Below are 21284 nucleotides of genomic sequence, written 5' to 3'. Positions count from 1 at the left end.
CGGCAACGCTACCGCGGCTGGCGCAACCTGGGGCACATCCGCTCCACCAGCGATCACCTGGCCCTGTTTGTGACGGTCTGAACAAGGAGAAGACAGATGGCCAACAGCCCCCTGAGCAACCTCGCCGCGGCCCTGACCGGCGATGCCGGCGCGCCGATCGTCCTCACCCGCGACTACCTGATCGCCGGCCTGGCGGACGCCACGGTCAGCGTGTCCGCCACCCTGGACAACGACCTCAAGGCGGCCTTCCAGTCGCCGGTCGCCGGGCTCACGATCAACCTCACGGCGCAGAGCGTGCAGCCGCTGAATCCCGCCACCCAGACCTTCAAGGTCACCGGGGTCAGCGCGCGCTTCCTGCAACAGGACATCCAGCAGGGGCTGATCCTGACCTTCGGCCTCACGGGCGCTGCCGGGGCCCAGAGCCTGAGCCTGGAAATCGTCACCACCCCGGCCAGCTGGACCTGGGCCGACCTGTCGAGCTTCGCCACCGGCATTCCCTTCAAGTGGGCCGCAATCAGCAACGCGGTCTTCACCTTCAAGGCCAGCCAGGGCCCGCGCCAGGGCTTCGCCGCCCAGCTGACGCCGCCGCCCCAGCTCAGCACCGCGGTCGCGGTGGTGCAGAACCTGGGGTTCCCGACCCTGGCCCTGCCCTTCACCGGCAGCATGGACTTCGCCAAGGTCGACGGGGTCGAGGTGTTCATGCCCACCACCACCTTGCAGGCGCCGTTCCTCAACGTCAGCGGCGGCCTGAAGCTGCTGTACCTGAACGTCGATGCCCCAGTGTTCGGCCTGATCATCGGCCCGCCGGAACTGCAGGACGGCGAAGACCCGGCCGAAGCCTTCTACGACCAGCAGGTCAGCCTGTATTTCGGCCTCAACCTGAGCCTCACCGACCAGAACGGCCAGTCCGTCGACTACCAGATGCGCGCCCTGGCCCAGATCAACAACGGCAGCGCCTTCAATTTCTACCTCGGCCACAGCGATGACGGCAGCGCCCTGCTGACCCCGGCAACCATCATCGGCCTGCTGGACAACAACGGCAGTTTCTTCAGCGGCACGCCACCGGTGTTGCAACAGTTCCTCTCCGGAATCGGCCTGCGCAGCCTCGCCCTGAGTGGCGTCACCCGCCCGAAACTGGCCCTGAGCACCGCCAGCGTGACCCTGGGCGCCGACCCCACGGTGATCAATGTCGAGCATCCCTGGGTGCCCCTGCAGGACCCGACCAACCAGCTGGTGTTCGGCGTCACCGATTTCGAACTGGTGTGGGGGATCAACTTCCTGCCCGAGGGCAACGCCCAGAGCTTTCTGTTCCAGACCCGCTTCCTGCTGTTGCCCGAGGTGTTCAAAGGCAAGACCGCCGACGAAAACGGCCTGTTCTTCGTCCAGTTCAATTCCGACCTGCAACTGCTGGCGCGCTTCGACGGCACGGCCAACCTCAATGACCTGATCGCCACCCTGACCGCTCAGTTGATTCGCATCCCCAAGAGTTTCGTCGACGCCTCGCTGTCCGACGTCGGCCTGAGCCTGGACGTCGGCGCCAAGAGCTACGCCTTCAACGCCGGTTTCGAGCTCGACCTGAACTTGTTCACCTTCGCTGGCCAGCCGATTCTCTCGGTCACCGACGGCCAGCTGTACATCAAGGCCACCACCCCCACCGCCGCCAGCGGCACCAACGCCCCGGCGGTGACCACCTACCAGGCGGGGATCGGTGGGCTGGTGGGCATCGGTCCGTATTTCGCCAATGCCAGCCTCGACTACGACGGCAGCAAGACCCCGGCCACCTGGCAAGTCGCCGCGCAACTGGCGCAGCCGGTGGACGTGCAACAGCTGGTCAGCCAGTTCCTCAGCTTCGGCGGGACCTTCACCTTTCCGGATTTCCTGCCCGGCCAACTGCTGGTCAACACCCTGGAGGTGGACGCCAGCCTGAGCACCGGCAACACCCCGCTCGACAGCTACACGGTGGCCGGCAGCCTGCGCTGGACCTTCAACCTGGGCCAGGCCTTCAGCGTCGATACCCTGGCCACCCTGAGCCTGAGCTACGACGCCAGCAAGCCGGCGAACCAGCAGTACAGCGGCAGCGCCACCACCCTGTGGGATTTCAGCTTTCTCAACGACAGCGTGCTGCTGGGCTACAGCTTCGCCCCCGACAACCAGGGCAGCAACGCCCAGCTGACCCTGTCCTGGGAAGGCCTGACGGCGATCTATCAGGTCGACAAGAAGACCCTGACCTTCACCCTGAAGAACTGGAGCCTGGGCCGGCTGATCCAGAAACTCATGCAATCGCTGAGCGACCCGTATTTCACCCTGAGCTCGCCCTGGGACGTGCTCAACCAGATTTCCCTCGACGGCCTGTCGCTGATCATCAACCTGGAAAACAGCAGCGGCAGTAGCGTGCCGAGCATCAGCGCCAAGTACACCCTGGCGAGCAAGATCGACCTGGGGTTCATGAGCATCGACGGCCTGGTGTTCGAGCGCAAAAAGGTCAATGGCGTGGACAAGATCACCCTGGGCATCGACGGCTCTTCGGTGTTCAAGGGCAACAACCCCCAGGAGCAGCAGGACTGGAGCAACCTGCTGGACCCGAGCAAAGGCCAGCCAGTGGACAAGCTGCCCACGGTGCCGGGCCAGGGCACGGACTACTTCAGCCTGCCGCTGCTGGTCCTCGGCCAGCGGGTGGCCATCAGCGGCTACGACAGCTTTGCCAACACCAAGGCGGTGATCGACGCCCTGAAGGACGTGCCGTCGACTACCGGTTCCAGCAACCCGCTGAACCCCAGCGACAGCGGCAGCAAGGGCGTGCCCTACTACAACCGCAACAGCGACTGGCTGATCGCCGGGCAACTGTTGCTGCTCAAGACCGGCAAGGACTGGACCGTCGACCTGATGCTGGTGTTCAACGACCCCAACCTCTATGGCCTGCGCCTGGCCCTGGCCGGGGAGAAAGCCAAGGCCCTGGGCAACCTGGTGCTGGACATCCTGTACAAGAAGATCACCGACGACGTCGGCGTGTACCAGATCGAATGGACCTTCCCCGACAGCATCCGCAACCTCAACTTCGGCGCGGTGTCCATCGTGCTGCCGGAGATCGGGGTGAAGATCTACACCAACGGCGACTTCTTCATCGACATCGGTTTTCCCTACAACCTGGACTTCACCCGCTCGTTCTCGATTTCCGCGATCGTCTACGGCGTGCCGGTGCTCGGCGCCGGCGGTTTCTACCTGGGCAAGCTGTCGTCGGTGACCGCCACCCAGGTGCCGAAAACCACCCAGGGCACCTTCGACCCGGTGATCGTCTTCGGCCTCGGTCTGCAGTTGGGCCTGGGCTACGACTTCGTCAAGGGGCCGCTCAAGGCCGGTTTCGCCCTGACCGTGTTCGGCATCCTGGAAGGCACCATCGCCGCCTTCCACGCCTATCACCCGTCCACCGCCCTGGTGCCGGCCGGCAAGAGCGTGCAGGACGACTACTACTTCAAGATCCAGGGCACGGTCGGGGTCATCGGCCTGCTCTACGGCAGCATCGACTTCGCCATCATCTCGGCCGCAGTCAACGTGCGCATCACCCTGTCGCTGTCCCTGACCTACGAGAGCTACAAGCCGATTCCGATTGCCGCCCGGGCCACGGTGGAGGTCAGCGTCAAGGTCAAGATCGACCTCGGCCTGTTCAGCTTCAGCATCAGTTTTTCCTTCCATGCCGACGTCTCGGCGCGCTTCGAGATCAACGCCATCGAGAGCGGCCCGGCGCCCTGGGCCGAACCCGGCCTGCTGCTGGCGCGCCAGGCCCGCCATGTCCAGCTGGCCAGTGCGCGGCGGGCCACCACGCCGCAACCGATGACCCTGCTGCGCGCCGCCGGCAAACCGCTGCTCAACCTCTACGCCACGCCGCAATTCACCGTGCTGTGCAACGAGGGCGCCAGCGACTACGCCGACCAGCAAGGAGCCTTCGTGTTCCTGCTGACCATGGACGCGCCCTCGCCGACCCGGGCCTCGGCCGTCAGCGCCGGCAACAGCAGCTTCGAACGCCTGTGCGCCGACTACCTGCCCTGGCTCGTGGGCAGCCTGGGCTCGGCCAGCAGCGACCAGGACACCCTGGCCGACATCCTCGGCACTCTGGTGGACAAGGCCATGCTTGTGGAGGACATCAGACGCCTGGCCGACCTGGCCAACCCGCCCTTCGGCATCAGCAAGCTGCTGACCTTCCTGTCGTCCTTCGAGGTCAGCATCACCCTGCCCGACGCCTCCAATCAGGCGCAGATCCAGCAGGTACTGCAAGCCGGCTCGGTGCTGTTTCCGGTGTTCGACGGTCTGTCCCTGAGCGTGCCGCTGGCCAATGCCGGCAGCGCGACCGTGGATTTCGCCCACTACGTGGGCACCAACAGCACCTACCGCAGCAATGTCGCGCAGATGTTCAAGGAACTGGCCGCGCTGGTGACCGACGAGGAAACGCCGACACCGACACTGCGGGCCGCGGCGGACGACAGCGAATCCATGGCCGCGGTGATCTTCACCGACGCCTTCATGGTCATCGGCCGGCAACTGTTGCAGGTCGCGTTGAATGCCTTTGACGACTACGCCTATGCCACGGCCAACGGCAACTCCATCAGCACAATCCTGAGCTGGACCAACGACCAGCGCGGCAACAACCTGACCCTGGACGATATCGTCCGGCCCAACGCCGAAGTCGCCCTGAGCGACGGCCTGACCCTGGATATCCCGCTGCCGGCCTACACCCTGCAGAGCAGCGACACCCTGGCCAAGGTCGCCGCGGCCTGGTCCGACAGCAGCGTACCGGCGCGCTGGAGCACCAGCGCCTCGGGGCTGATCCTGGCCAACGGCAATTCGTTGGTGATCGCCGCCAATCAGGTGATCAGCCTGCCGGTGGGCAACGACATCCATCAGTACACCACCGGCCCCGGGGAAACCTTCAACAGCCTGGCCCGGGCCCTGGGCGTCACGCTGGCGCAACTGGCCCAGGACAGCGCGCTGTACGCCATGCCCGGGCTACTGCTTGCCGGCCAGCCCCTGCTGCTGCCGAACCTGGCGTACCGCACCGCCGGCGACAGCCTCAACAGCGCCGGCGCGCGCTTCGGCGTCAGTGCCATGACCCTGTTCAGCGACCCGGCGTCGGCCAACTTCAGGGTGGCGCCCCTGTTCGCCACGCCGCAGATCACCCTGACCTCACTCAACAGCCTGTACACCGAGGACCTGTGGAATCTGCTGGTGACCACCGACCAGCTGTCGCAACTGGCGGGCATGCTCTCGCGCTTTCTGGCCTACGGCCTGCGCCTGCCGGCGAACCCGGCGGGCATGGGCGGCCTGAGCCTGAGCCCGGCGTTTCTCTACCCCGCCCAGCAGAACGCCTATGGCCTGTACCAGTTGACCGGGCAGCAGTTCCCGACCCCGGCCGGCCAATTGTCCGGCAGCGATTTGCCCATCAGCCTGAGCCGGGCCGCCACCAGCCACGGGGTCGACCTGTCGTTCGTACAGATCGCCGGGGCCAGCAGCGGCTCGATGAACCTGAATCAGGCCTACAGCAACCTCTGCGGGGTGCTGGCCTACGCCCGACAAGGCAAGTTCCAGCCGGCGCCGCGCATCGACCTGTTGCCCACCGTGGCCCGCAGCCCGAAAGACTACGCGGTGAAAAGCGTGTCCCTGTGGTCGACCGCCGACCTGCAGCAGTTGCGCGACCTCTGCCAGCCGGGGCTGCGGGCCAGCAGCGAGGGCGGCGCCAGCGTGCAGCCCATGCTCTGGTCCCTGCCCGACGGCCTGATCCAGCTGATCAATCAGCGGGTTGGCAACCTCGCCCGGCAGTTGCCGCAGCTGGCGCAGCAAATACCCTACTTGCCGGCGTTCACCCCGTGCGAGGTGTCCACCGACCCGGCGACCCTGGAAACCACCAGCCGCGAGATCCCGGCCTACAGCTACGCGACCCGTGTCGATTTCACCATCAAGCGCCTGCCCCAGGCCGAACCCGGGGCCATCGCCGGCAGCGGCAGCAACCTGTCCTACACCTACGAACTGCTCGGCCCGTCGGCCACCGACGCGCAGTTGCTGGAACGCCTGCTGATCGCGGTCAGTGAGCTGGGCAGCGCGATCATCAGCGGCCAGTTCCTGCTGCTGCCCCAGGGCAACGCCAAGGCCAGCAACCTGCTGAGCCAGGCCGCCAGCGACTTCCTGGCCTTCCTGACCCAGACCAATCTGTCCACCGAAACCAACCCGCCGCCGGCCATGATGGCCGCGCGCCTGGCCGAAGAAGCCGGACCGCGGGGCATCCTCAATCCGCCCGAGGAAGTGGTCAAGCTGCTCTGGGAACTGTCCACCGTGCGCTCCGGCGGCTACTACCTGAGCTACTACGATGCAATCGCCGCCGCCGGCCTGCCCGACAGCATCTTCGACGACAGCGGCACCGCCACCCTGACCCTGGTGGTGACCTACCCCCGCGACGCCCTCGAGGGCCGCCTGGGCAACTTCGTCAACGCCTTCGTCAGCACCGACACGGTGATCCAGCAAGGCAGCCACATGACCCTGCGCTCGGCCGCCACCGCCGACCACAGCCAACCGACCGGTGCCGGCGACAGCCTGGACAGCCTCGCGGCCTTCTACGGCATCGGCACTGGACGCATCGCCGAGCTCAATGCCGGCGTCACGCTGAGCAAGGCAGTGCCGGTGCCGGTGGACGGCATCATCCACCTGGTGACCCCGGCCGAGGCCAGCGCCGGCAACGGCCAGAGCGCGAGCATTCTCGACAACCTGGCGCGCTACTACTCGGTGGGCGCGCTGCAACCGATCAGCGCCACGCAGATCGCCAACCTCAACCCCGGGGTCAGCGCCGCCAACGGCGTGGCGCTGTTCATCCCGGCCCTGACCTATGTCGTCGACGCCAGCCTGGCGCCGGGCAACAGCCTGCAATCCCTGGCTACCTACTACGGCCTTGACCTGGACGCCCTGGCGGTGGGCGCCGCGCAGGTCACCGGGCTGTTCAGTGTCGGCAGCAGCCTGAGCATCGACACCCAGACCTTCGATCTGCAGGCGGTGTTCAAACAGGGCAACGCAGCCTTCAGTGTGCTGCGCAACAACCCACCGCCGGTGGATTCGCCAAGCCAGGACCCGGACGGCTACGCCAGCGCCTACCTGTACAACCTGTACTCGGTGCTGTCCGCCGGGCTCGACGGTTCGCCCTGGTTCAGCGCCAGCGAGCTGGCCCTGCCCTTCGGCCCGCAGCGGCCGGACAGTGGCGTCGACTCGCCCGAGGCCCAGGCCCGCCGGCGGGCCATGCGCGATCCGCAAAGCCGCGCCCGGGCCCTCAACGACCTGGCCGAGGACAGCCAGTACAGCTACCAGCAGACCCTTGGCCTGGCCCGGCGCGCCACCAGCAATGCCGCACCGACGCCGGCCCGGCCCGGGCTGCCGAGCGCGGAGGACAACCCCTACCGTGGCGTGGGCAGCTTCGCCCAGGTCAACCTGACCTGGCTGGACATCTTCGGCAACATCACCGTCACCCCCTTCCAGGCCCCCGCGCCCGGGTATCCCGGCAGCCTCAATCACCCGCCGCTGCCGCTGCGTTACTGCGACCGGCTGATCGCCCTGTCGGCCTGGCCCAACACCCGCAGTTTCTATACCTACGAAGCCGTTACCGGCGGCGCGCAACTGGTGATCAGCCTGAGCCTCGACACTTCCAGCTATGACCCGGCCGGCGGTGACAAGGTCAAGGAGCAGGCCAAGAAGGACCTGGCGATGTTCAAACTGATCTACTACCAGCTGAACCAGTCCTACAAGGATCTGCAGTTGCCCTGGTGCCAGGGCCGCGCAGTCAGCGTGGAGCTGGTCAACAGCCTGTTCGCCCAGCCCCTGAGCCGACTTGATGACAACCAGGCGCAGCCACTGCTGGACTATGTCAACGGGGTGATCCTGTACCTCGCCCAAGTGGTCCAGGGCACCCGCCCCGCCGCGCCGGCCACGGTGCAACTGAAGCTGGCGGTGGACATCGACGCCATGGCCCCGGGCTCGATCCTGCCCCTGAGCCTGACCCTCAGCCTGCGCCGGGTGGCGGCGCTGGTGGAGCCGGATGTCGCCGGCCTGGAAGGTGGTGTGGCGGTGACCAGCACCCTGCTGCCGGTCCCCGACGCGCTGAGCGCCAGCACCAGCGGCTACAGCCAGTTCGCCCGGGCCTTCGAGGCCCTGTTCCAGCGGGCCGGGGCCTGGATGACCCGGGTCGGCAGCGGCACCGCGGACCCGGGCAGCACCCCGGACGGCCGCAGCCAGACCCTGTGGGCCGCGCGTTTTGCCCTGAGCGACGGCAACGACGGCATCCGTTACCGCATCGATCCGGCCCCGGGCTACTTCGCCGCCCAGCCGATCGCCCGCAGCCTGACCTCCGACAGCGTGCAGATCTACCCCAACTACCAGCCGGACCAGCCATTCCCGAGCGGCGATCCCGTGACCCTGACCCTGACCGGGGTCGATCAGAACCTGTGGTTCGAAACCGCCCTCAAGGCCATCGACGGCTTCCTCGCGCCGACCTACGCGCCCTCGGTGTTTCTGCTCGACACCCTGCTGGGCAGCAAGGACCCGCTCAAGGACGGCAACCTGGGGAAAATCCTCAGTGCCAAGCAGACCCTGGCCGACGCCATTGCATCGACCATCAAGCCGGTGCTCTCGGCAGGCCCGCAGGATGGCCCGGCGAGGGCCGCCGCGGGCGAGAAGCTGCGCCAGACCCTGCTCAATCAGCTGTATTCGGCCTACAGCACCACCGCCATCGTCGGCTTCTCGGTGCAAGGCAGCGCCACCGGCGAGCCCCTGTCGCTGTACGGCCAACCGACGGTGGCGAACGCCGCACCCGCGGCGCGCACCAGCGACCCCGCGGTGGCCGGCAACGACAACTATGCCTTTGGCAGCGGGCGCATCGCCCTGCCCGACGCCCCTGGGGAAAGCGCCCTGGCGTTTGTCTTCAACTCGCGCAACGAGGCGGCAAGAAGCTACGTGCCGCTGGACCTGGAGCTGCAGATCAGCCACCTGGAGCATGACGTGCGCAACGTGCCGGGCATCAGCGGCTACACCCAGTCGAACTGGATCTCGCTGATCTCCGGCCCCTTGCGGGTGCCCCTGGCCGACGGCCAGACCCTGAACCTGCCGGTGCTGCTGCGGGCCCTGCCCGAGCCGCCGACCATCCAGGGGCAGACCGCGACGGCCTGGGCCCCGGTGCCGCAGCAGGTCTCGGACCTGAGCAAATGGACCTACGCCTTCGACTCGCTGGTGCGCGGCACGGCCCAGGACAGCCTGAACGTGGCCATCGCCCTCAACACGCCAACCGTCGATGGCGCGCTGCGCAGTGCCAACAAGAGCCTGGTCACCGCCCTGGCGCAATTCGTCAGCGTGTACCCGAGCATTGAAGTGGCGATGCAGGACAACCTCAGCGCGATCAACTTCGGCGAGCCCACCGCGGTGCAGATTGCCGCGGCGCAACAGGCGGTGGAGGCCTTCGTCTACATCGTCCAGGAGGTCACCGAGGCCTACGATGCCTGGGCCCGGCCGCTGCTGCGCAGCGCGGCGGCGTTTGTCGCGCCCCAGGCCCTGACCTGCAGCTTCAGCCAGGTACTGGCACCGGTGACGGTGGATGGCCAGGAGCGGGCCGAAACCCTGCTGCTGGATGTCAGCATCAATCAGGTGGCGGCCAGCTACGATGCGGCCAGCGGGCAGATCAGCGCCACCCTGCCCCAGCTCGGCAAGGTCAGCCTGCCCTTGCCGCTGGTGCAGATCGCCCCGCAACAGTACGACGCGGTGAGCGTGGTCGATCCGAGCAACCCGGGGCTGATCGCCTACCGCTACCGACTCAAGGGCAGCCAGCCAGCCGTGTGGCTCGCCTACGCGGATGCACTGCTGATCGACGAGCGCCGCACCAGCCTGCCGGCCCTCAACCTGTTCGACCACCAGAACGCCTGGGCCTCGCTGTCGGTGGAGCGCAACCGCATCCTGTTCCCCGCGGCGGACATCGGCACCCTGCAGACCAACCCGCTGTTCCGCTTCTCGACGCCAGTGGTGCGCTTTGTCGAAAGCATCAGCCCGCACATCAGCCAAGGCGCCTTCTCCCTGGACAACCTGCAGGTGCCGAACGCCAGCCTGGACGACTACCTGGAGGTGTTTTTCGCCGCCCTGGGCGCCGGTAGCAACGGCACCACGGTGCAGGTCGGCATGGAGGGCCGCTACAGCTACGAGGTCGCCGCGCCCGACGTGGTCGCGCGCACCGTGCTGCCGGCGGCGCTGCTGTTGCCGGTGGCGACTTCGCTGAACAGTCCACCGGCCTTCACCAGCGCCTTCAGCCAGGCCATCGATCGCTGGCGCCTGGCCGAACAGGTCACGGTGCAGGGCAACGCCCGGGTCGACCTGACCCTGCGGGCCTTCAGCGCCGACGATCCGGCACAACTGGCGCAAGGGGCGGTGGCCGCGGACAACCAGCCACCGCTGCTGAGCATCGAAACCCTCTGGGTATCCGCAAGCAAGGTTCCACCGGAACAAGGAGGTGCATGAGACCACCACTACCGCGCACTGTTGATGAAGATGACCGCTTTAAATCAAACCTATTGGAGTACACCACATGAACGGACACACCAATCCCTCCTTTGACGAAGCCATGCCACTGGGGGTGTCTGATGCGCAATTCATCAATGACCTGCATGAGCTACTGGAGCGCCACGGCAACCTGGATCGCTTCGGACTCTGCCTGCTGCACGATCACTTCGCGGTCGCCGAGGACGAGATCCTGCTCGAATGCAACGACCATGAAGCCCGCACCCTGCACCTGGATGTGGTCAAGCGCGGCGCGCTGCCGGAGAGCAAGTTCACCAGTTGGCGCATTGGCGGCCCTCGGGCCGAGGCCCTGACCGCCTGTGCCATGGATAAATGCAAGGTCGAAGCCTTGACAGCCTGCGCCATGGACAAGTGCAAGGTTGAAGCCCTCACCGCCTGCGCCATGGATAAATGCAAGGTCGAAGCCCTGACTGCCTGCGCCATGGACAAGTGCAAAGTCGAAGCCCTGACTGCTTGTGCCATGGACAAGTGCAAGGTCGAAGCCCTGACCGCCTGCGCCATGGACAAGTGCAAGGTCGAAGCCCTCACCGCTTGCGCCATGGACAAGTGCAAGTAGTTCCAAGTCCTGCCGATGGCCAGTGGCGGGCACGGGAGGCCGATCGGCTGCCGTGCTCGTCCTGGCTCGCGCAGTTTTATCAGCGGCGCCACGGTGCCTTGGTCGGTTCCGGCACCGCGGCGCTGGAACTGGCGTTGCGCCAACTGGGGGTCACCGCCACCTGGCGGGTCGCGGTTCCCGCCGCCACCTGCCATCAAGTGGTGGCCGCCGTCCTCAATGCCGGCGCGATACCGGTGATTATCGAAAACGCCGCCGACCTGCTGCTCAGCAGCGAGGCGCTGGCGCCCCATATCCATGGCCTGGACGCGGTGATCGCGGTCCATCAATACGGCTTGCCTTGCGACATCCCGGCCTTGCGCCAGTTACTGGGCCCGCGCCTGCCCATCATCGAAGACAGCGCCGGAGCCTGGGATCTGTGCTGTCCCGGCGCATCGCTGGTGGTCACCTCCCTGGGCCACGGCAAGGCCCTGGACATTGGCGGCGGTGGCGCGCTGTTCGGCGATCTGCCGGTGGATGGCGACATCGACGTCTGGTCGCCCGGCCAGCGTTCCCGCGCCTGCCCGGCCTTGAGCCCGGCCCTGTCGATTCATGCCCTGCCAGCGCTGATGCCTGCTGTCGCCAGGGCCCAGGCCCGTAGCCAGCGCCTGCGGCAGCAGATGCCCGGGCTGCTGGCGCGCTTGCGCGATGCCGGCCTTGAGCCCTGGGCACCGGCCGGATCGGCGCCGCCCAACGGTCAATACCTGGCGATCCGCACCCGCGAACCGCAGTTGTTCGAGCGCCTGCGCCACAGCCCCCATGCCGACGCATTGGGAGTCTGCGCCCCGGCGGCTGGCGCGCTGCGGGAGCTGCCCATGCTGCGCGGCCGTGGCGAGGTGGCCCAGGGGCCGCAAGCCAGCCTGGAACTGCGCCGCAACTGGGTCCTGCTGGACCCGATCGCCGCTCTCGACTACCCCGGGCGCCTGGATGCCTGGGCCGGAGACACTCGATGAACAGTCCCGCCGCCTGGCAACCCCGGCACGATCTGAACCAGCCTTTCGCCCCGGGCCCACGGGTGCAACAACTGGACGACTACGCCGAGAGCGGCCAGACACTGAGCACGGAACAACTGCTCGGGGTGGCCGGTGCGCGAGTGCTGTTCGCCAACTACCCGGCGCTGCGCGCCGACTTCGACGCGCCCTGGGAGGGGGCAACGGAGCAGGCTATTGATCGCTGGCTGCTGGACCACGCGGCTTTTATATCCACCAGCCAGGCGGCGGCCCAGGGCATCAACACCCCGATCGTCCTGGACGACCGACGGGTAACGGCCTGGCGTCCGCCGCGTTATGGGCGCGCCGCGGTGCTGTGCGCGCCGGCCAGCGAGCAGGTGCTGTTCGACATCAAGGGCATTGGCGTGCCGCCGGACGAAGCCCCGCAGTTGCCCCATTCCAACGGTTTGCTGACCCTGGCCGAGGCGGTGCATGAAGTACTGATGGAGCACTTGGTGTTCGCCGCCATGAACCACGCCGGCGCGGCGATCACGCCATTGCCGGCCTATGCCCTGATCGACCTGGGCTTCGATGCCTTGTGGCATGACGGGCGTGCGGCGGAACCGGCGGTGCTGCTGTTGCGTCGGGCCTGCACCCGTCCGCGCTGCCAGTGGCAACGCTATTGGCAGGGCCCCGAACTGGCCGGGGCCCTGATGCAGGCCGAGCTTCTGCTGCGGCGTTATGGCTTGACCGCCAGCAGCTGCGGCGCGGTGCGCTTTCACCTGTGCCAGGAGAACGGCGAACTGCAAGTCAGGCGCGATGAGCAAAGGCTGGCGGTCAGTACTCAGGTGGCCGAGACGCTGCACCGCCTGTTGAGCGCCAACCGGGGGGCGCCGTTACTGATCGATGGGGTCAATGTGCAACTGGCGGGGGTGTCCAGCGTGGCACCGTTGCAACTGCAGGTGATGGACTTTGGCCGCTATCGGTTTGCCGAAAGATTCGAACATCACCTGTATGCCTGGATCGACGCCGATTACCAGAACCTCAACGGCCTGTACCTGGCGCCGGACGATCCGCGCTACGTCCAGCCCGATCCGCGCCTGAGCCTGGCCCGCAGTGCCGAGGGCCGCTGTTTCGCCGAGCTGCAACGGCAGGTCGCGGGGTTTCGCCAGGGCGGCGATCCCCAGCGTCTGTGCCAGGCGTTGCGCGCCGCCCTGGCAGAAGCCTGCCGGCCATTGCGCGGCCAGGCCTGAGTCCCGGGGCTGGACGGGGCTCAGTGCTTGACCATGCCTGTCGCGGGGCGGCCTCCACGATCAGGGTGATCGCGCTCGATGAAGCGGCGCAGTCCTTCCTGGGTTTCAGGGGCATGGATTGAGCGATTGAAGCACTGGGCTTCTATCTTCAAGCCTTCGGCCAAGGGCAATCCGTAACCGCGGATGGCCGCTTCCTTGTCCGAGCGCATCGCCGGTTGCGGCAGACCGGCCAGCACCTGGGCCAGTTCCAGCGCGCGCTTGAGGGAGCGTCCGCTGGGCACTATTTCGTTGACCAGACCGATACGGTAGGCCTCTTGGGCATCAATCACCTTGCCCGTCAGAATCAATTCCATGGCCCGGCCCATGCCGACAATCCGCGGCAGGCGCTGGGTGCCGCCGTCCGCCAGGCCGATGTTCCAGCGGCGGCAGGTAACGCCGAACGAGGCATGCTCTTCGGCAATGCGCATATCGGCAAAACAGGCCCACTCCAGGCCACCGGCATAGGCCACGCCATTGACGGCCGCGATCACCGGTTTATAGACGTCGACCCAACGGCTGGGGCCGATGATTCCGGGGCGTTCGCCACGATCATGGGCGGCCATTTCCTCGGCGCTCGACGGCACCAGTTGCGCGGCGGCCTTGAGGTCGCCGCCGGCACAAAAGGCCCGATCGCCGGTGCCGGTAATGATCGCTACCAGGGCCGTGTCATCGTCGCGAAAACGCGTCCAGGCGTCGATCAATTCAAGGTGGGTCACAGGGCCGATGCAGTTGCGCTGCTCGGGGCGATTGAAGCGGATGACCACTACGGGTCCGTGCTGCTCGTAGGCGATTTCCTTGAAGTTCATGGCAGCTCCTGGTGCAGGTCGTGGCGCGGTTGAGCAAAACCCGAGTGCAGTATAGGCAGCCCTGGCGCGCGCTCCCGTCCGGCGTCCGCGCTCAGCGCAAACTGGCACCCTTGCAATCCACCCTGTTAGCCTGCTCATCCGTCCCCTTACCACAGAGCTGCAGCATGACGCCCTCAGCGCAATTCTGGCGCGACCCGAACCTGCCTTACGTAGAAAGCCGCCGAGCCTGTGACAGCCGCGCCAACTACAGGGCCCACAGCCACCCGACAGTGTCCATCGGCGCCGTGGACCGTGGCATCAGCCTGTTCAGTGGCGGCGCCGAGGGACCCACCCTGATCCAGGCCGGCAGCGTGGTGTTTGTCCCGGCTCATTGCGCCCATGCCTGCAATCCCCAGCCCGACACGGCCTGGAGCTACCAGATGCTGCACCTGGAGCCGCGCTGGGTCGAAGGTGTGCGCCTGGAAGCACAGCAGCAGGCGGCATTGGCGCCTGGCCAGGTGCTGTTGAGTCACGACGGGGATCTGTACCAGCGCTTTTGCCGCCTCAACGACCTGCTGTTCTCCACCGCCAGTTGGCAAGACAAGGAAGCAGCGCTGATCGAGTTCATTGGCGATTTTCCACTCCAGGGGCCGCCGGTGATTGCTCTGGCCGCCGATCCGGGCCTGGCCGGCGCCGGGGTCCGGCGGGTCATGCAATTCCTGCAACAGGAGGCGCAACAGGCTCACCCGCTGCAGCGCCTGGCAACGCTGGCGGGCCTCAGCCGCTACCAACTGATCCGGGCCTTTCGCGCTGCCACCGGGTTGACGCCCCACGCCTACCAATTGAACCAGCGCATCATCCAGGCCCGCACCTCGCTGCAGGCCGGCGAGGCCCCGGCGGCCCTGGCCCAGCGTTTGGGCTTTGCCGATCAAGCGCACTTCCAGCGGGTGTTCAAGGCCCATGTCGGGGTCACCCCGGGTTTGTACAAGCGCTGAAGGCCGCGCAATTTTCTTCAATACCCCAGTACTGACGCCCGGCAGACTTCCAGCCCCTTCTCGCCTCTGGAAGTCTGCCTTCATGATTCAACAGTTCCTGCTGGTCGCCGCCGCGCATTTTCTCGCCCTGCTCTCCCCTGGACCGGACTTCTTCCTGGTGGCGCGCCTGTCCATGGCCAGCGGCTGGAAACCGGCCACCGGCGCCTGCCTGGGCATCGCCCTGGCCAACGGTCTGTTCATTGTCCTGGCCTTTGGCGGGGTCTCGGTATTGCACCCCGACAGCTGGCTGTTCCTGGCGATCCAACTGGCCGGTTGTGGCTACCTGCTTTACCTGGGCGGGCTGTTCATCCGTCACGCTGGCACCCGTTCCCTGGCTGCGGTGGCTGCCCAGGGCGACAGCCTGGCGCTGCACCGGGCCACCTGGTGGCGCGGCCTGGGCGCGGGTCTGTTTTCGGGCCTGCTCAACCCGAAGAACGCCCTGTTCTATGTCAGCCTGGCGTCCCTGGTGGGCGCCCAGACCAGCACCGCCTGGAAGCTGGTCTATGGCGTATGGATGTTCAGCGTGGTGCTGCTGTGGGATGTGTTGGTGGCGCTGGCCATTGGCAATGACCGGGTGCGGCGGCGCTTCTCCCGCGCCCTGCCCTGGCTGGAACGAATCACCGGGGCGATCCTGATCCTCATGGCACTGGCCGTGATCGCGGCCACCCTGTTGCGCCACTGAGCCGGGCACTTGAGTCAGGTTTTGAACCGGGCACTGAATCGGCGGCCGTCCTGCACGTTGAAAGTTACAAATAAACAACAAAGCAACACGCGGTTGTCATCCTTGACAGTCGATAGTGTGCGAGGCGCACAGCAACTGCCGGGCAGGACCACGGGGCTTGTCCTTCTCCCCAACGCACAGGAGTACAGCCATGCCACAACAGCCTCGCCTGGGATGCGGCGCCGCTATCGTCCGCGATGGCCAGTTACTGCTGGTCAAGCGCCTGCGGGACCCCGAGGCCGGTTGCTGGGGCTTGCCCGGAGGCAAGGTCGATTGGCTGGAGCCGGTGGAGCAGGCCATGCGCCGTGAAATCCTCGAAGCGCTCGGACTGACCCTGCAAGGCGTCAGCCTGTTATGCGTGGCAGACCAGATCGACGCCGAACGGCAGGAACATTGGGTTTGCCCGGTGTACCTGGCCTCCGCCCCGGCCATGGCGCCGCGTAACAACGAGCCGCACAAGCACAGCGACATCGCCTGGTTCGAGCTGGACCGGTTGCCCAAGCCCCTGACCCTGGCCACCCGCGCTGCCGTGCGGGCGCTGGTGCAGATCGCGGCGCTGGAAGATTGAACGCGCATATCACCCAAGGCCCAGAGGTCGATCGTCCGGGGCATGGCTGCAACCGCAGGACCCGCCTCCGGGCAGCGCTCGACACTTGGCCGTGAGTCCGGCTCAATCCACCACCCAGACTGCGACCGATGGCCGCAGGCATTGGTCTAATTAGCCCGCCGCCGCTTTCGTCTGTTTGTTACCATGCGCGGGTTTTTGCCTGTCTGGCTGTTCAAAGGGCGTTATTTCATGAGTGTTTTGCTGACTCGCCGCACCCTGCTTACCAGCGCCGGGGTGCTCGGCCTGGGCCTGCTCGCCGGTTGCGACAACAGTCCCCGACTGTCCTTCAAATATGGCAAGGACCTGAGCAATCAGATTCTCGGCCGCACCTTCAAACTCACCGATTCCCAGGGCGAAACCAAGTCGCTGTCCAGCTACCGTGGCCTGATGCCGATGATCTTCTTCGGCTTCACCCAGTGCCCGGCGGTCTGCCCCACCACCCTGGCCCGCGCCGCCCAGGCCAAGAAACTCATGGGCCGCGACGGCGACCGCCTGAAAGTGGTGTTCATCACCCTGGACCCCGAGCGCGACACGCCCGAGGTGCTGGACGCCTACGTCAAGGCCTTCGATCCGAGCTTCGAGGCGCTTTACGGCACCCTGGAAGAGACTGCGGCCACCGCCAAGGAATTTGGCGTGTTCTACGAAAAGATCCCCAGCGGCTCGACCTACACCCTGTCCCACACCGCCACCAGTTTCGTCTACGACTCCCGGGGCACCTTGCGCCTGGGTCTGTCCCAGTCCCTCAACGCCCAAGAGTGCGCGGAAGATCTGCTCACCGTCATGGAGGTCTGTTAATGAACTCGCAACGTCGCCCATCCCGGATCAAATCCGCCCTGCTGATGCTCTCCCTGCTGGGCCTGGCCGGCACCGCCAGCGCCGCGACCCAAGTGGACAACGCCTGGGTCCGCGCCACCGTCCCTGGCCAGCACGCCAGCGGCGCCTTCATGGACCTCACCGCCAGCAGCGACAGCAAGCTGGTTGAAGTGCAGTCGCCCGTGGCCAAGAACGTGCAGATCCATCAGTCGAGCATGCACAACGACGTGATGAGCATGCAGCCAGTGGACGCCTTGGCCCTGCCGGCCGGGAAGAAGGTCAGCCTGGACAGCCACGGCTATCACGTGATGCTCATGGAGCTCACCGGCCAGATCAAGGCCGGCGACACCGTGCCTCTGACCCTGATCGTGGAAAACGCCCAGGGCGAGAAGGAGTCGATCAAGGTCCAAGCCCAAGCCCGAGCGCTGAATGCGCCGGATCACAGCATGATGAAGCACTAAAGTGAGCTGAAACACAGGCCCCCGGGCCATAAACAAGCCGCGCCAGAGACAGCAAGCGCGGCTTTTTTTTGCCTGGATCTCAACCGCGCGGAGCTATTTCCCCACGCCGATCCGTATGCCACTCTACGCGCCACTCGCCAAAAAACATGGCTAAAAGCCATTTCCCCGTGTTGACCCGATCGATCATCGAGCACGCCACAACCTGGGCAAGCACCATCAAGGATTCGATATGTCGCCAGACCGCACAGTGATTCATGTGCTTTTTTTCGCCGATAAGCCAGGGCAACCGGTGGTGTTGCCGCTCACCGACGACTATGAAGTGGCTTTTGAAAAAACATCTCCGATCACCGACCAGCCTTCTTACTGCCTGCAGATTGCACGGCGGTCGACGCCGGCAGTCTCTGCCGAATTGAGCGTTGCGTCATTCACCACGCTTTACGGCGAAAATGGCAGTGGCAAAACCGCGATGCTGCTTGAGTTGTGCGAGGGCCTGGTCAACTGGAGTAACGACTCGAACATCAGTGTGCTTTGGGAGGACCGGACTGGCCTGCACCTGGCAAAAGGCACCTCGCTTCAAGGCGTCGAACTGCAAGCTGGTGAGGTGATGAAAGAGCTCAACAGATCCGCGATGCCTGACTTTTTCACGGCCTTCTATACGACCTCTCCTTTTGAAAGAGCCAGACTGAATCGTTTGAAGGCGCGGGGAGTCAAGAACCTCAGCACCCAAGCGTGGCAGGCCAGGCAATCGGACCCGATCGCAGCATTCAGTGCCTATCCCTACCTCAAGGGGCGAGCCGATTTTGTTTCCAAGACCCAGGTCAACATAACGGTCAAGCCGATCTCTCTGGTAGAAGCGCTCAGGACCTACGGCAGGCGCGGTACTCGGACGTACAGCGATCTGCAGCCAGAACTCAAGTCCTATATGAAAGAGTTGGATCGAAGCGCTTCGCTCGCAACCAAGTTCATCTTGTCCTTTACCCTGTTGAGGGCTGCCGACAGGTTTTATGAACATCAACGTCATGAGTTGATAGATGCGTTGGTAACGATGATCCGAGAAAACCAGCCTTGGTTGGATGATCACCTGACATCCAACCTCGAGCAGCTCAACCTGCTTTCGAACGACCCATTGCTGATGGAACTGTTATTCGAGGCACAACAGGCCCTGGAGGTGGTCGCGAAACTCTTTGACGGTCTTCGCCAATGGAACCGCAGAGCAAGCCTGTCATACCTGAATCGACAGATCGGTCGGCAGATCCGCCGGCATGAAGGCCTGCTTTCTGAAGTCGCGGCACTCGGTCTGCTGGAGCTCTCCTTTGAAGCACTGAGCTGCGGCCAGGCCAGCATGATGTCCCTCTACTGTTCGGTGGCCAAGGCCATCGGTGAGTTCGAGCTCCAGTCTGAAGCCAGCAGCCTGGTGTTATGCCTGGATGAAGCCGAGTTGTTCATGCACCCCAAATGGCAGAGCCTTTACGTTCACGATTTGCTGGAATTCATTCAGCAGTTCGCAAGCGTTGCCAAACGCACCCACCTGTTCATTTCAACCCACTCGTTGCTTGTTGTAGCGGACACCCCCGCCAATCGCCTCTTCGACCTGGACTGCAAGCGATTGGACAATGCGTTCGGGTACACCGCCAAGCAGACCCTGACGAAGGTGTTTAAGGTCGACAGTTTCACCGGTTCCTGCAACGCCCAGCGACTGAGCGAGTTGTCCAGGCTCCTCAACCGGGGCAGGCTCGACTCCCAGCAAATGAACAGGGCCTTGAGTATCACCAAAACCCTGGCCAGTGAAACGCTGCAATCCCACGTCATGGATCAACTGTTGGTGCTGGGGATGAAATCAGATGCTCAAGTTTAAGGCCCTCTCTCGCGAGGTCGAAGAGCTGCACTTGAAAACCCTGGGAAAACGTTTCGACGAGGTACTCAATCACTGGACGGAACTCGACGACTACCCGGCCTGTGCCACTAAATTGCGCGAAAGGTTGAAAGACAGGCGCCGGGATATTCTCATCGGCGGCGTGCAGGAACTCCGGAGTGTGATTGATCAAGTCGAAGACGATGCGCCAGATCTATTGAAGTATTTAGTAAAGCGTCCTCGAGGCAAGAAAAGGAAAGATCATCCGCAAATGGAGCTTCTGATTAAGAAGCTCAATGAACTATTCAACTACGCGAAATTCGACGATAAGGATGACGGATGGAATGCCTACAAGCTGGTAGCTCAGCACTCTCTCCGTATCTGCCCTTATTGCCATATGAACCATGTGAACTACCACGAACAACGGGCAAAGAACTCAGGGGAGCTGGAGCTGCGCCCACCTCTGGATCATTTCCTGCCTCAATCGATCTACCCGTACCTGGCCGTTTCGCTGTACAACCTCATCCCCTGTTGTGACCGCTGCAACTCCACGACGATCAAGGGCGCCAAGGACCCCAAGCAGACGATTCCGCACCCATTCGACGATTCCGCTCTCAGGATGAGTTTCAAGGTGGAGGGCTCCGCACTGGGAATACACGGACTCACTGATGAAGAGCTCGGACTGAGTGTCACCGGCGATGGCGCCTGGCAGAATTTCGCCGAATTCTTTCGCCTGCAAGAGCGTTATCAATGGCATCGCGCCGAAATGAACGACATGCTCCAGCGCATCCAGATCCTGGAGGAAAGTGATGATGTCCTTGAAAAGTTGATGATACGTCCGTTGTTCATCCTTGGTTTCGCCCCGCATGACGTTGAAAAACGTGCTCTGGGCATCTGCCTGCTGGATATCGCTAAAAACCTCAAGGCGCTTTGAGCCTCAGTAAATCCCCCGCGCCAACCACACCGTCAGCCCGCAGCACTCCGGGTCTTCACTGACCTGCTGCACCACCTCGAAACCGTGGGTATCGAGCAAGGTGCAGTATTCCCCCGGGTCCAGGCTCGCGTGGTACAGGGCCTCGCCTTCGAACTCGCCGATGGCCTCCCCTGCTGCAGGTCCGCTGGTGAACATCAGGGCGCAGCCTGGGCCGGCATGGCGTTCGAACACGGCGAACATGGCGCGCTGATCGTCCGGGCTCAGGTGGAACAGGCTGTTCCACGCAAGAATGCCGGCAAAGTCCTGATCCAGGGCCAGACCGCGCATGTCGGCGTTGATCCACTGCTGCTCGGGAAAGCGCCGGCGACACTGATCAAGCAAGGCGGCGCTGCTGTCGACGCCCGTGACCGCGTATCCATGTTCCACCAGATAGCGCGCTACCGGCTCGCCACCGCCACACCCCAGATCCAATACCTGCCGGCCAGCCCCCATGACCTGGCGAAAGCGTTCGAACCAGGCTTGTTCACTGTGAAATGCCTGGGTGTTGGCCCGGCGCGCCCGGTCCCAAGCCTGGGCATGACGCTGGTACAGATCGACGATGTGACGTGCGGATTCGTGCATCCACAGGCTTCCTTGTGCTGTTTGGTGGCCGCAGGTTACAGCACAAGGGCGCCAGGCAAAGC

At 64.8% G+C, this 21284-nt stretch carries 13 protein-coding genes; 11 read left to right on the top strand and 2 right to left on the bottom strand.

What is annotated here, in order from left to right; genetic code table 11:
• Nucleotides 1–96 precede the first annotated feature (96 nt).
• The 4 genes from J5M73_RS26110 (at nucleotide 97) to J5M73_RS26095 (ending at nucleotide 13355) form a co-directional block, all read left to right on the top strand.
• The gene (locus J5M73_RS26110; RefSeq protein WP_207816477.1) at nucleotides 97–10521 is read left to right on the top strand and encodes a LysM peptidoglycan-binding domain-containing protein; all 10425 of its coding nucleotides are present in this window, start codon (nucleotides 97–99) and stop codon (nucleotides 10519–10521) included.
• Nucleotides 10522–10588: 67 nt separating this feature from the next.
• Nucleotides 10589–11137, top strand: a complete 549-nt coding sequence (locus tag J5M73_RS26105) for a hypothetical protein (protein WP_110651757.1) — start codon at nucleotides 10589–10591, stop codon at nucleotides 11135–11137.
• Nucleotides 11128–12126 (top strand): DegT/DnrJ/EryC1/StrS family aminotransferase, encoded by a 999-nt coding sequence (locus J5M73_RS26100; RefSeq protein WP_347709990.1) that lies wholly within the window; start codon nucleotides 11128–11130, stop codon nucleotides 12124–12126. Before J5M73_RS26105 ends, J5M73_RS26100 begins: the two co-directional genes overlap by 10 nt.
• On the top strand, nucleotides 12123–13355 hold the full coding sequence (locus J5M73_RS26095; protein WP_207816475.1) for a hypothetical protein: 1233 nt from the start codon (nucleotides 12123–12125) through the stop codon (nucleotides 13353–13355). The genes J5M73_RS26100 and J5M73_RS26095 overlap by 4 nt, the downstream gene beginning before the upstream one ends.
• A 20-nt stretch (nucleotides 13356–13375) precedes the next feature.
• Here the strand turns inward: J5M73_RS26095 and J5M73_RS26090 are convergent, their stop codons facing one another.
• Complete coding sequence (locus J5M73_RS26090; protein ID WP_102865006.1) at nucleotides 13376–14200, bottom strand: enoyl-CoA hydratase-related protein; 825 nt, start codon at nucleotides 14198–14200, stop codon at nucleotides 13376–13378.
• 164 nt (nucleotides 14201–14364) lie between these two features.
• Between J5M73_RS26090 and J5M73_RS26085 the strand changes: the two genes are divergently transcribed.
• From J5M73_RS26085 to J5M73_RS26055, 7 genes are all read left to right on the top strand, one after another.
• Nucleotides 14365–15174, top strand: a complete 810-nt coding sequence (locus J5M73_RS26085; protein WP_207816472.1) for an AraC family transcriptional regulator — start codon at nucleotides 14365–14367, stop codon at nucleotides 15172–15174.
• A gap of 85 nt (nucleotides 15175–15259) precedes the next feature.
• Nucleotides 15260–15895 carry a LysE family transporter gene (locus J5M73_RS26080; protein WP_207816483.1) on the top strand — a complete coding sequence of 212 codons (636 nt, stop codon included), beginning with the start codon at nucleotides 15260–15262 and terminating at the stop codon, nucleotides 15893–15895.
• Between the two features lie 190 nt (nucleotides 15896–16085).
• Nucleotides 16086–16502: an NUDIX domain-containing protein gene (locus J5M73_RS26075; RefSeq protein ID WP_207816471.1), complete on the top strand. Its 417-nt coding sequence runs from the start codon at nucleotides 16086–16088 to the stop codon at nucleotides 16500–16502.
• A gap of 228 nt (nucleotides 16503–16730) precedes the next feature.
• Nucleotides 16731–17336 carry an SCO family protein gene (locus J5M73_RS26070; RefSeq protein ID WP_102880055.1) on the top strand — a complete coding sequence of 202 codons (606 nt, stop codon included), beginning with the start codon at nucleotides 16731–16733 and terminating at the stop codon, nucleotides 17334–17336.
• Complete coding sequence (locus J5M73_RS26065) at nucleotides 17336–17815, top strand: copper chaperone PCu(A)C (RefSeq protein WP_207816470.1); 480 nt, start codon at nucleotides 17336–17338, stop codon at nucleotides 17813–17815. Before J5M73_RS26070 ends, J5M73_RS26065 begins: the two co-directional genes overlap by 1 nt.
• A 229-nt stretch (nucleotides 17816–18044) precedes the next feature.
• Nucleotides 18045–19670 carry an AAA family ATPase gene (locus J5M73_RS26060; protein WP_207816469.1) on the top strand — a complete coding sequence of 542 codons (1626 nt, stop codon included), beginning with the start codon at nucleotides 18045–18047 and terminating at the stop codon, nucleotides 19668–19670.
• Nucleotides 19657–20601 (top strand): hypothetical protein, encoded by a 945-nt coding sequence (locus J5M73_RS26055; RefSeq protein ID WP_207816468.1) that lies wholly within the window; start codon nucleotides 19657–19659, stop codon nucleotides 20599–20601. The genes J5M73_RS26060 and J5M73_RS26055 overlap by 14 nt, the downstream gene beginning before the upstream one ends.
• Nucleotides 20602–20604: 3 nt before the next feature.
• Here the strand turns inward: J5M73_RS26055 and J5M73_RS26050 are convergent, their stop codons facing one another.
• On the bottom strand, nucleotides 20605–21222 hold the full coding sequence (locus tag J5M73_RS26050) for a class I SAM-dependent methyltransferase (protein WP_207816467.1): 618 nt from the start codon (nucleotides 21220–21222) through the stop codon (nucleotides 20605–20607).
• Between the last annotated feature and the right edge of the window lie 62 nt (nucleotides 21223–21284).

Source organism: Pseudomonas sp. 50_B, assembly GCF_017491625.1.
GTDB lineage: Bacteria > Pseudomonadota > Gammaproteobacteria > Pseudomonadales > Pseudomonadaceae > Aquipseudomonas > Aquipseudomonas danubii.
The sequence above is the reverse complement of the archived record's forward strand: the minus strand, read 5'-3'. Positions and strand labels throughout refer to the sequence as shown.